8 protein-coding genes are annotated in these 12,513 nt (G+C 66.5%); all 8 read right to left on the bottom strand.

Annotated features, from left to right (window positions below; all coding sequences use genetic code 11):
- Positions 1–117: 117 nt before the first annotated feature.
- Complete coding sequence (locus tag VFY73_RS15170; RefSeq protein WP_329720160.1) at positions 118–1,212, bottom strand: hypothetical protein; 1,095 nt, start codon at positions 1,210–1,212, stop codon at positions 118–120.
- 131 nt (positions 1,213–1,343) lie between these two features.
- Positions 1,344–2,168: a DUF72 domain-containing protein gene (locus tag VFY73_RS15165; protein ID WP_329720158.1), complete on the bottom strand. Its 825-nt coding sequence runs from the start codon at positions 2,166–2,168 to the stop codon at positions 1,344–1,346.
- Positions 2,169–2,239: 71 nt separating this feature from the next.
- Complete coding sequence (locus VFY73_RS15160) at positions 2,240–3,082, bottom strand: hypothetical protein (protein ID WP_329720156.1); 843 nt, start codon at positions 3,080–3,082, stop codon at positions 2,240–2,242.
- A gap of 371 nt (positions 3,083–3,453) precedes the next feature.
- The gene (locus VFY73_RS15155; protein WP_329720154.1) at positions 3,454–5,460 is read right to left on the bottom strand and encodes a beta-1,3-glucanase family protein; all 2,007 of its coding nucleotides are present in this window, start codon (positions 5,458–5,460) and stop codon (positions 3,454–3,456) included.
- A gap of 256 nt (positions 5,461–5,716) precedes the next feature.
- The gene (locus tag VFY73_RS15150) at positions 5,717–7,711 is read right to left on the bottom strand and encodes a beta-1,3-glucanase family protein (protein ID WP_329720152.1); all 1,995 of its coding nucleotides are present in this window, start codon (positions 7,709–7,711) and stop codon (positions 5,717–5,719) included.
- Positions 7,712–7,931: 220 nt separating this feature from the next.
- A complete protein-coding gene (locus tag VFY73_RS15145) occupies positions 7,932–9,695 on the bottom strand; it encodes a GGDEF domain-containing protein (RefSeq protein WP_329720150.1) in 1,764 nt (587 codons plus the stop codon).
- Between the two features lie 32 nt (positions 9,696–9,727).
- Positions 9,728–11,962 (bottom strand): putative bifunctional diguanylate cyclase/phosphodiesterase, encoded by a 2,235-nt coding sequence (locus tag VFY73_RS15140; protein WP_329720148.1) that lies wholly within the window; start codon positions 11,960–11,962, stop codon positions 9,728–9,730.
- On the bottom strand, positions 11,959–12,438 hold the full coding sequence (locus tag VFY73_RS15135) for an Hpt domain-containing protein (protein WP_329720146.1): 480 nt from the start codon (positions 12,436–12,438) through the stop codon (positions 11,959–11,961). The genes VFY73_RS15140 and VFY73_RS15135 overlap by 4 nt, the downstream gene beginning before the upstream one ends.
- Between the last annotated feature and the right edge of the window lie 75 nt (positions 12,439–12,513).

The raw sequence follows: 12,513 nt of genomic DNA, 5'->3' as shown, positions 1-12,513 counted from the left end.
AGCCCAGGCAGCGAAAAGCGAGACACGGAATGCAGAAAAGGGCGCCCCGCCTGCGTGGAGCGCCCTTGTAGAAGACCTTGACGGATCAAGACAAGGCCGGCGTCCGCCGGCCCGCCGTCAGGGCTTGATCTGCGAGTTCGTGATCACCGGCTGGCCGGCCTTGGCCAGGATGAAGATGCCAGGCAAGCCGTTGGTCTCGAACTTGTCGTTCGGGTTGTCGATCAACGTCGAGTTGGTGATCGACATCGTGCCGGTGCGGTTATTGCTGACGAAGAACGACGCGCCGCCGCCCTCATTGGCATGGTTGTGCTGGATCTTGTTGCCGCACATCGTCAGGTTGATCGTGTTGCCGTCCTGGTAGATGCCGCCACCGCTGCCCCCGCCGGGCGTGCCCGGGGCGGCAGGGTTGGCGCCGTTGCCGACAGCGGTGTTGTAGCTGATGAGGCTGTTGTAGATGCTGAAGTTCGTGGCCAGGCCGCTGATCGCGCCGCCGTTCGAGCAGCTGTTGCCGTAGTACGAACCGCCACCGAAGGTGCTGCGCGTGATGTAGACCGGTGCCGTGGGTGACGCGCCATAAGCGCGGATCGCCGCCCCGCCCAGGTCAGGGCCGGTCGTTTCGCAGGTGTTCCGGAAGAAGCGCGTGTTGACGACCTTCAGCCGGCCGCCACGCGCGTAGATGGCACCACCGCCGTAGACCTCGGACAAGCCGTAGGTCTGCCCCTTCGAATTGCCCTTCGTCAGCGTGATGTTCTGCACCGTCAGGCGCGGCGTGTCCTGGGTGTCGCAGTGGTCGGTCGTCCAGACCTGCTTCGGGTCGCAGGTGTTCATGTAGAGGATGCGCCGCACGCCAGCGCCACTGAGCGTGACCTTGCCGCCGCCGTCGATCACGACGTTGGGCTTGTTGTTGAAGACCTTGGCCGTCTGCGTCAACGTGATGGTGACCGGGTCCGGTCCGCAGTTGAACTTGATGGCACCGCCTTGCGCCACGGCGTTGACAAAGGCCGCCGACGTGCAGCTGCTCGGCGACCCGGTGCCTACGACGCGGGCATTGGCGATGCTGTCGGCCTGCGCCGCGGTCGGGACGGCGCAATTGCCGTCGGGGTTGCCGGTGCCCGGCGTCGCGGCGTAGGCGGATCCTGCAACAGCCAGGGCCAACAGGGCAAGGCGAGAGGCGCCGGTGTGTCGGGCTTGAAAAGTCGAGTCAAGTTTCATGGCTGCCACATCTCTCAAAGTCTTCACATCCTTCAAGATAGGGGATGCAGCGGCGGAGACTGTGAGCGCATGTGACGAGGTGTGGCGACCGGCCCCGGCGGGGGCCTACATCCAGACGCACCTCAAGCGCTTTACCCGGCAGTTCGGGCGATTCGTTCCCGCAATGCCATTGCAGCGTGCGGGGCCTTTTCTTTCGCGCCGCTGATGAAGAACATGAACACGTCGCGCGGCGACGTGGCCGGCAGCTCGGGCGCCACGCGTGGCACGCCCGCCGGCTCTGCACCATCGCGCCAGACTTGGCCACAGGCAGCCAGTTGGTCCAGCGCTTCCGGTGCAACGCCCAGCGGCAGGCTCGAGTCGGTGCGCATCATGCGGGTGTAGACGAAGTCACCGGTGACGTCGGCGAACGACGGGTAGTCGTCCGAATCGGTGAACACCGTCGCGGCGTGGTAGCGCCGCGCGAGCGCCAGGTAGTCGGGACTCTTGAAACTGTCGTGTCGCACGTCCAAGACGTGGCGCAGCGGCCGCTCGCCGACCTTGGACGGCAACAGCTTCAGGAAGGCCTCGAAATCCACGGGGTCGAAGCGCTTGGTCGGGGCGAACTGCCAGACGATCGGCCCGAGCTTGTGGGCCAGCTCGGCGATGCCACTGCGGACGAAACGATCGACCGACTCGCCGGCTTCGGCCAGCACGCGCCGGTTGGTCGCAAAGCGCGACGCCTTGAGCGAAAAGACGAAATCGTCGGGCGTCTCGTCGCGCCACTTGGCAAACGTCTCGGGCTTTTGCGAGCTGTAGTAGGTGCCGTTGACCTCGATCGCGGTCAACTTGCGGCTGGCGTACTCGAGCTCACGGCTGTGCGGCAGGTCAGCCGGATAGAAGTTGTTGCGCCAGGGTTCGAAGGTCCAGCCGCCAATGCCTACGCGGATGGCGGGGTGCTGCTGCGGGGCGTCGCTCATGCCTGCTTCCCTGGGGCGTTCGTGATGGCTGGCGAGCATACCTGCCCACCTGCCACCCTGCCCAGAGGAGGTCAACGCGAGGCGAGCAAGCCGCCTGCAAGCAGCGCGGGGGTCAGCACCCGGTGGCGCTCCAGTTCCTTCCGCGGCGGGAACCACATCGTGTGGCTTGGCGTGGCGCGCACCTTGTCGATGAACGCGCGCGCCATGCCGGCGTTGCGGTAGTAGCGCATCAGGGCGTCGGCATCGACCGCACGATCGTCGTCGACGCCGGCAAAACTGGGCCGGTGAAAGCCGATGCGCGCGGCCGGCGCGGCACCGCGTTGGCGACCGGCCAGCAGCACCATCGTGCAGGCACTGGCGCACAGGCCGTCGACATAGGTGTTCAGGCGCCGCTGGCGGATGTCGGCGGCAATGCTCTCGGCCTCGAACAGGCGGCCGCCGGCCGATTGCAGGCGCACCAGACGGACGCCCGGCGCGTTGGCCAGCAGCTCGTGCACCTTGTCCGCCGAGCCGGCGCCCAAGGTACCGGACAGCAGCAGGCTGCGGCCATCGGCGCTGATGCGCGCGTCGACCACCGCGACCGGATCCTGGCCGAGCGCGATCTGGCCCATCTCGAACGTCCGGGCGCCGCCGTGGCGCTCTGCAAAGGCGAGGCCGAAGGCCAGTCCGCCAGCCAGCACCAGCACGCGCAAGGCCCAGGTGGTCGCGCAAGCCCCGGCATGCTGCGCCTGGCGGCTCGCGGCGCGCCAGACACCGATCTTGCAGCAGGCCACGGACAGCAGCAGCAGCACCGAACCGGCAAGCTGCAACAGGGCCGACAGCTGCAGGCTTTGCGCATCGTCGGCCGCACGGCCGGCCAGCAAGGCCAGCAGCAGCAAGGGCAGCGCCTGGGCCAGCCAGCCGCCTTCAGACATGGTGCGCCCAACCCGACGCACCACCGCCTTGGGGGGGGGCTGCTGGTGGTTGATCGGCGGCATCGCTGAGTGGCTCTTGTTGAACCACGATGCTAGGAAGACGGCGAGCGGCTGACCGATGAAGAAAAGGCCAATGCACCGCCCTTTTTCACGCCTCGGTGTTTTCCCGCGAAGGGGTCGAAAGGCGTCAGCCCTCTGGCGCGAGGCACGCGAGGCTCCCGTCCCGATGCCCCGATGCAGCGCTGGAATCCCGACCCCGGTTCAGTCCATCGAGCTCAGCCTGTCGTGTCGGCGCGGCGGCGTGGCGCGCGGCCGCACAATAAAAAAGGCCCCGCCTTGCGAGCGGGGCCCATTCCCAACGAGAGAGGAACTTACCAGCCGATGGTGACCGTGGCGGTCGTGGGTGCCGGCGTGTGCAGCGACGAGCTGTAGTTCCACACGTCGTCGTACGGGAAGCCGTACGACTGCTTGGCAATGTTGTGGTCGTGCCAGAACTTGGCGAACCAGTTCGCGGCCTGGCCGCCCGGGTAGAAGTAGTTCGAGTTGCTCCAGTGGGCCGGGTCTTCGACGACGTGGCGATTGAGCGCCGCGCACATCTGGGCCTGGATCTGCAGCTGCTTGTCGTAGGCCGGCGTTCCCGGCGTGGTGCCGGTCGCGTCGTTCAGCACACCATTGCCGAGGAAGGCCTCGGCCGTCGTCGGGGCGCGGTAGATGTTGTAGGTGCCCTGCCCGTCGGTGAACTGGAACCGGCCATTGACCACTTGGCCGGTGAACGTGCCCTGCGCGTTGGTGAAGGTCAGCGTCTGCGTCGTGTACTTGTTCCACACGCTCTGGATGTACGAATCCATGTAATGCGCGTTCGGCGCGCCGTCCTTGAAGGTGCCATGACCCGGCGCCACGATGCGATAGGGCGAGTAAGGCGCCTGCGCCAGGCTCTTGAACTCGTTCGGCACGTTGGCCTGGAAGGCCGAGAACAGCGCGTCGCGGGTTTCGGTCTCGCCGACGGTGCGGTCATAGCCGCCCAGGCCTTGCAGGCGCAGCTTGACCGGGAAGCCGAAGTGGTCGACGCGTGTCGTGTTGCCGAAGAAACCCGTCTCCGGAACGATCGCCATCTCGATGAAATCGAAGTAGACGTCGATGTTCGGATCGTTCGGGTTCTCGATATTGGCACCCGCATAGCCGATGTTGCCGTTGCCGTCGACCAGCACCTTGATGTACATCGGGCTGCCGACGCTCAGCATCATGCGGGCCGAGTTGATCGGTGGGATCGTCACCGATTTCGATTGCGACAACGGGATGAAGTAGTTCGTGTAGGCCTCGCCGTTCTTCCACAGCGCGCCGTTGTCCGACACCTGCATCGGGATCAGGTTGCCGTTCGCATCGACGTGCACGAACTGGCCGGTGTTCCAGTCCTTGCCGATGATGGACCAGTAGACCTGCGAGTCGGGGTACACACCGCGGGTGTTGTTGACCACGTTGAAGGTCGTGCGCTTGTTCCAGGTGCCCACGCCGATCCAGTAGTCGGCTGTCACGACGCCGGATTCGCCCATGCCCGACTTGGTGGCAATCGCGCGCAGTGTCTGCGAGCTGGAGACGGTGACCGGGCCGGCATAGGTGGGTGACGACGCGGTCGGCGACGAGCCGTCGAGCGTGTACTTGATCGTCGCGCCGGCCGTGGCGCTGGTCATCGTCACCTGCTGCGCGCTGCTGAACGAGCCGCCCCAGGGGGACAAGACCGGCGCAGCAGCATTGCCATCGCCACCACCGCTGTCGAACTTGTAGACAGCCTTCGCGACGGCCGACTTGGTCAACCCGCTCTTGAAGCCGACCGCCTTGATCGTGGTGAATTTCTTGACGGTGATCGGCGCCGTGTATTTCGGCGAGGTCTTGGTCGGCGTCGTGCCGTCCAGCGTGTAGCGGATGGTCGCGCCGGCGGTGCTCGTCGCCAGGGTCACGCTGACCGCCGAGGCATAAGTGCCGCCCGGCGGGTTGAAGGTCGGTGTGGCCACCCTGTCGCCACCACCGCCAGAGCCGACGGTATAGCTGAACCACGGCGTGTCGTAAGCCGGTGTGCCCTTGTTGTAGGTGAAGCTGTAGTCGATGACGTTGCCGGTGGCGACCGGCTGCACGATCTGCTCATAACGCGCGTTGCCCGCCACCCAGCTCATGCGGGCGTTCTGCTGCGGGCCGCTGTTGAGCTTGTAGTGAACGTCCACCCACGTGGTGGTGCCGGAGGTCGGCTTGAACCAGACGGTCGCGACGCTGCCGCTGACGGCGACGCCTTGCGTGTAGTCGTCCGAGGTCTGGGCTTGCGCCGGCAGGATCCAAAGAAAAAGGCTGGCCCACGTCAGGGCGAGCCAGGCAGCAAGTCGTCGCATCGGGTGCTCCATTGATGGCCGGGTGGATGAGCAGCCGCGGCAGCAGGCCCGGCATTTCTCAGCGGGCCGATGGTAGGTCGATGCGAGGGGTTGTGAAAGCGCTTTCTCCTCGATACCGGGAAAGCACCGAGCCATCCGTTGCGGCCAGTTTCAAATCACGCACTTTGCAAATGAGCGCGCTCTGATGCCGGCCGCTAACGTCTCGGTTCCCTGGCGCGCACCGCAAGCTGACCGGACAGCCCGCGGTGCGCGGGCCTCACCAGCCGACCGTCACGGTGACCGTGGTGGGCGCCGGCGTGTGCAGCGACGAGCTGTAGTTCCAGACATCGTCGTAGGGGAATCCATAGGACTGGCCCGCGATGCTGTGGTCGTGCCAGAACTTGGCGAACCAGTTCGCGGGTTGGCCGGCGGTGTAGAAGTACCTGGAGTTGCTCCAGTGCTCCGGATCCTCGGCGATGTGGCGGTTCAGGGCCGCGCACATCTGGGCCTGGATCTGCAGCTGCTTGTCGTACGCGGGGGTACCGGGCGCGGTGCCCGTGGGATCGTTGAGCACGCCGTTGCCGAGGAAGGCCTCTTCAGTGGTCGGTGCGCGCGCGATGTTGTAGGTGCCCAGACCATCGGTGAACTCGAAGCGCCCGCCGTTGACACGCCCAGTGAAAGTGCCTTGGGCGTTGGTGAAGACCAGCGACTGCGTCGTGTAGCGCGACCACACCTCGGCAATGTAAGCGTCGAGGTAGTGAGCGTGCGGGCCATCGTGGCGGAAGGTGCCGTGGGCCGGCGCCATGATGCGGTACGGCGCATAGGGCTCTTGCGCGAGGCTCTTGAACTCCGCAGGCGTCTCCGACTGGAAGGCGGCGAAGATCGCGTCGCGCGTCTCGGTTTCACCCACGGTGCGGTCATAGCCGCCCAGGCCTTGCACGCGCATCTTCACCGGGAAGCCGAACTGGTCGACCCGTGTGGTGTTGCCGAAGAAGCCCAGCGTCGGCACGATCGCCATCTCGACGAAATCGAACGTGACGTCGATGTTGGGATCGTCGGGGTTCTCGATGTTGGCACCGGCATATGCGATCTTGCCGTTCACGTCGACGTTGATCCAGATGTACATCGGGCCACCGACGCTCAGCATCAGGCGTGCGGAGTTGATCGGCGGGATCGTCACCGACTTGGCCTGCGCCAGCGTGTAGAAGTAGTTGCTGTACGGCTTGCCGTTCTTCCACAGCGCGCCGTTGTCGGACAGCTGCATCGGGATCAGGTTGCCGGCCATGTCCACGTGCACGAACTGGTCGGTGTTCCAGTCGCGCCCGATGATGGCCCAATAGACCTGGTCGTCGCGCCAGGCACCGTTGGTGCCGTTGGCGATGTTGAAGGTGGTTCGCTGATTCCAGGTACCGACCCCGATGAAGTAATCGGCCGATTCGACGCCCGAATCACCGAACCCCGTCTTCTGCGCGACCGCACGCAGCGTCTTCGACGACGCCACGGTGATCGGGCCGGTGTAGGTGGGCGAGCCCGCCGTGGGCGCCGAACCATCGGTCGTGTACTTGATCACCGCGCCCGGCGTGGCCGTGCTGATCGTGACGCTCTGGGCGGTGGCGTAGCTGCCGCCGGTCGGGCTGAAGACCGGCGTTGCGACGTTGCCCTTGGTGATGGTGTAGATGCCTTTGCCGACGGGCGACTTCTTCAGTCCGTCCTTGTAGGCGCGCGCCTTGATGGTGGTGGACTTGGTCACCTGGATCGGACCGGTGTAGATGGGCGACGACAGCGTCGGCTTGGTGCCGTCGAGCGTGTACCGGATCGTGGCGCCGGGCGTCGCGCTCGCGAGTGTCACGCTCTGCGCCGATGTGTAGCTGCCGGGCGATGGGCTGAATGTCGGCTTGGCCGCCGTGTCCGACCCACTGGTGCCGACCGTGAACGTGAAGACTGGCGTGTCGTAGGCCGGCGTGCCCTTGTTGTAGGTGAAGCTGTAGGTGATCACGTCGCCGCCGGTGACGAGCTCGCGCAGCAGTTTCTCGAAGCGCGAGCTGCCGGCAACCCACGGCATGCTGAGGTTCTGCTGCGGCCCTTCGTTCAGCCGGTAGTGGAGGTCCACCCACGTGGTGGTGCTGGAGGTCGGTGCGAACCAGATGGTGGCGGTATTGCCGGCCACCACCACACCCTGGGTGTAGTCGTCGGGGGTCTGCGCTCGGGCCGGCGAGAGCAAGACCATCAAGCCCGTCAACATGATGACGAGCCACTCGGTCATTCGTTTCATCACTGTCTCCTCGAATGGTTGTGAGCTCCGTTCGCCCGATTGGGCGACGGGCGAAGTCCACACGAGGTGCCGGCGCAGATGCCACCGCCAACTCGCGCGGCGCGATCCTAGGACGACAACGAAAGTTTTGAAAGCGCTTTCAACAATGACAACGTACGCCATCGGGAAAACACCGAGCGGTGTTCGGGCGGCCGTGTTCAGCAGGGGGTTTGCTGCGCCGTCAGGCGATGCACGTGCGGTTCTTTCCGGTGCGCTTGGCCTCGTACAGCGCCTCGTCGGCGCGCTCCAGCGCCTCTTCGATCTTCTCGCCCAGGCGGTACTCGGTGACGCCGGCCGAGAAGGTGACGAAGACCTCCTTGCCATCGTGCATGAACAGACTCGCGGTCAGCAGGCGCTGCAAGCGCGTCAGCGCCTTCTGCGCCTCGTCGAGCGGCGTGCCGGGCAGCAGCACGACGAATTCTTCACCGCCGAAGCGGGCCACCACATCCACCGGCCGCAGCGATTGGCGCACGTGCTGCGCCAGCGCGACCAAGGCCTGGTCGCCGACCGAATGACCGAGGCTGTCGTTCAGCCGCTTGAAGTTGTCGATGTCGAGCAGGCCTACCGCCAGCGGGCCGCCATCGCGCTCGAGTCGGCCCTTCTCGGCTTCGAACGCCTGCATCAGCCCGCGCCGGTTGGCGATCTGGGTCAAGGCGTCAGTGCCCACTTCGTCGGACAGGCGGCGCAGCTCGGCTTCGAGCGAGCGCACCTGCGCTTCGAGTTCGGTCGCGCGCTGGTGCTCGCCGGCCAGACGCTCGCGCGTGCTGCTGACCAAGCCGTGCACGCTGCGGCTCTCGTCGACCATCTCGCGCACGACGCTGGCCAGCGACTCCAGCGAATCGGCGCGCTCGATCGTTTCGGCGTAACGCAGCATGCCGTCGCTGAAGCGGCCGGTGTGTTCACCCAATTCACCGAGCTCGGACAGCATGCGCTGGATCAGCCCCTTCAGCGCATCGCGGGCCTTGTCGCGGTCACCGCGCAGCTCGCGCTGACGGATGCGCGCTTGCGAGAGCAACTGGCTGGCCGACTGCACGGCCCGCGCACTCGGCGGTCCGGACAGGCGCTCGCGCACGCTGGCGACCTGGCCCTGGACCCAGCTGTCGTCTTCGGCCAGCTCGGTGAGGCCCTCGCTCAGCTCCAGGCTGAACCTGTGCACCTGGTCCAGCAGGTGGTGGCGGTGCGCCAGCAGGCGCCGGGCACGTTGGCACAAGACCTCGGTCTGCTTGACCAGCTCGGGCGTGGCGCCTTCTGCGGCCAGGCGGTCGCCCAGCTCCTTCAGCTCATTGGCCAACTCGGTCGCCCGGGCGGAATCGGCCGGCAGCGCGGCCTGCACCGTGGCCTGCAAGGGGGCGACCACCTTCGGCCAATCGCCCTCATGGTCGTCTTCCAACGGGGCGACGCCGCTCACAGGGCCTGCGGGGGCGGCTGCGCCTTCGGCTTCGGCCTCTGGCGTGTCGACGCCAGTGGTGGTCTCGTCCCAAGAGCCGACCAGTTGCTTCAGGCGGTGCAGCATGCGCTGCATGTCGCCGCGGCTGGAATCGAGCACGCGGCGCAGGCTGTCTTTCTTGCGCGCCATCGTCCATTGCTTGCCACCGCGCTCCAGCCCGCGCGCCAGCCTTTCGATCAACTGGGCCCAGGACTGGGACAGCGACGTGGCCGACTCACTGCTGCGTTCCAGCCAGCGCTGGGCTTCGTCCCATTGGCCATGCAGCATCTGCTGCACGAACTCGTTGCGCTGCGATGCGTCGTCGGACAGCCGCTGCGCCATCTTCTCGGCCAGGGCCTTGGCGCGCGGCGGCAAGCCGCCACCACGGACCTCGCCGCTTTCTTCGGCCCAGGCCTGAGCGTAGTTCTCAGGCGTGGGCTCCAGCTTGGCCAACGCCAGGCGACGCAACGCCGCCTTGGCGATCTGGGCCGGGGTGAGGCTGCTGGCTGCGTCTTTCACGCTCTACTCGCTCCCCGCAGGGAGCGACCCTCTCATGTGCCGTGCTCGCGCCGCACGCGCACCGGTATCGGCCCGCGTTGCCAGTCGCCCTGGCCGGCCACGATCTGCTGCTGGTTCCAAGGACCGATCTGTTCGCCCGGCACCGGCCGCGAATACAGGAAGCCCTGCATCAGGTCGCAGCCCTCGTTGACCAGCGCCTGCTGTTGCGCCAGGGTCTCGACGCCTTCGGCGATCACCCGCAGCTCCAGCACCTGGGCCAGCGCGATGATGGTCCGCGCGACCGCGGTGCCCTTGTGCGTGACCGCCATGTTCTTGACGAACGAGCGGTCGATCTTCACTTCCGAGATCGGCAGGTCGGTCAGGCGCGACAGCGATGAATAGCCGGTGCCGAAATCGTCGACCGAGATCTGCACGCCCATCTCGTTCAAGCGCTGCAGTGTCGGCTGGATGCTTTGCAGGTCCTTGACCAGGCTCTCTTCGGTGATCTCGAGCTGGATCATGCGGTGCGGCAGGCCATAGGGGCTGACCGCGCCGTGCACCAGCTCGACCATGTCCTTCTGCAGGAACATGCGGTAGGGCATGTTGACGGCCACCGTCCCGTCGAAGCCGAACTCCTGCTGCCACATGTGCGCCTGCTTGGCGGCCTCGCGCAGCACCCACTCGCTCATCGGCACGATCAGGCCGGTCACCTCGGCCAGCGGGATGAACTCGTTCGGCGCCACCAGTTGGTCGCCGCGCCGCCAGCGCATCAGCGCTTCGACACCGACCATGCGGCCAGTCGAGATCTCGACCTGCGGCTGGTAGTGCAGCACCAGTTCGTCGCGCTCGATCGCCTTGTGCAGCGCGGTTTCGAGCTCGAGCTTCTCGCGCCCGCGGGTCGCGCCTTGCGGGCTGTAGACCGACAGGCGATTGCGGCCATCGTCCTTCGCGCGATACATCGCCACATCGGCGTTGCGCATCAGGTCGTGCACGTTCGTGCCGTCGCGCGGGTACAGCGCGATGCCGACGCTGGCGGTGGCAAAACATTCCTGGCCGCCGGCGTAGACCGGCTCGCGCAACACGTCGAGGATGCGCTGGGCGACGCGCTCGGCATCGTGCTCGTCACCGACTTCGGGCAACAGTGCGATGAATTCGTCGCCGCCCAGTCGGCCCACTGCTTCGAGCGAGCGGTGGGTGCGGGTGCCGGCCGATTCGACCACGCCCTCGACGATCTGGTCGGAGTGGCGCACGCAGCTGCGCAGCCGCGCGGCCACTTCGATCAACAGCTCGTCGCCGGCGGTATGACCCAACGTGTCGTTGATGTTCTTGAAACGATCGAGGTCGATCATCAGCAGCGCGACCTGGTGCCCCAGGCGGCGCGCGTATTCGAGCGCGCGTTCGGTCCGCCAGACCAGCTGGCGCCGGTTCGGCAGGCTGGTCAGTGCGTCGTTGTTGGCCAGCCGGCGCACCGTGTCTTCGGCCTGGCGGCGATCGGTCACGTCCTGCACGATGCCGGTGTAGCCGACGCAATGGCCATGCTCGGCAAACTCCGGCTCGGCCTCGACGTGCAGGATGCGGAAGCGCCCGTCGGGCAGGTTCATCGGCACGTCGGTCGCGAACACCGACACCTGCTGCAGCACCTCGCGCGCCGAACGCAGCAGCGCCCGCCGGTCCGATGGCGGGATCGAGCGCATCAGGTAGTTCAGGCCCGGCTGGTCGTCCGGCCCGAAGCCGAACACGCGCAGCGCTTCTTCCGACAGGTCGAGCCCATGGCTCAGCGGCACGCTGGGGTCGTACCACCAGTCGAAGCTGCCCATGCGGGCCAGGTCTTGCGCGCGCGCCAGCTTGGACTTGCTGCGTGCCAGCTCCAGGTTCGTGCGCGAGGCGCGCAGCATGTAGCGCAGGCGGCCAGCCAGCAGGCTCCATTGGTTCGACTTGACGAAGAAGTCGGTCGCGCCGGCCTGGTAGGCCCGGTTGATCGAGCCTTCGTCGTCGAGCCCGGTCAGCATCAGCACCGGGATGTTCTCGAAGCCGTACATCCGGCGCAGCTCGCGGCAGGTCTCGAAACCATCGAGGCCAGGCATCCGCGCATCCAGCACCACCAGGTCAGGCGTCCAGTCGCGCAGCAGGCGCAGCGCCGATTCGCCGTCGGTGGCTTCGGTGATATCGAAACCGTGCTGGGTCAGCGCGGCCGACACCAGCATCAAATTCACCTCGTCGTCGTCGACCAGCAGCACCCGGGGGCGCTCGGCGTGGCTGAAGCCGAGAGAGGACCCTGCCGCCGTCATGAGGCTGCCGACCCATCAAGGGACGAAGGGCCGCTGCCGGATCCCTTGCCCCCTGCGGAGGGTGCGCCACTCCCGGCGGCTGCGGAGGCGCCCAACTGCGCCTGGACCGCTTCGCGCACGAGGATCGCCTCCTGGAAAAACCGGTCGAGCAGCGGATCGAGCTGATCGAGCTCTTGACGCCGGATGCGGCCCTCGATGTCGGCGCAGATTTGCGAGAAAGTCAGTGCGCCCACGCTGGCCGAGGCCGACTTCAAGGTGTGAGCGGTGCGTGCGAGCGCATCCCACTGGGCAGCTTGGCGCGCTTGCTGGGCCTCGGCCTCGTGGCGCTCGAGCGAGCGGACGTAGGTGCCGAGCACCCGGGATAAAAAGCCACTGCCGCCGGTCGGGTCCAGTTGGCGCAGCTGGTCAAGGCTGGCCATATCAAGCACCGAGCGGTGGGAGTCGTCGAGAGCAGGCGTAGGCCGGGCTTCTTGCATGGTTGTCGAGCGGTCTGCCTCCCATGGACCCTCAGGCGCCTGACATTGGCGCGGGGCGCAACCCACCTGCGGCCT

Origin of the sequence: Ideonella sp., assembly GCF_036277275.1 — a bacterium.
GTDB lineage: Bacteria > Pseudomonadota > Gammaproteobacteria > Burkholderiales > Burkholderiaceae_C > Ideonella.
Note: the sequence above shows the minus strand (reverse complement) of the source record. Positions and strands in the feature narration are given on the sequence as shown.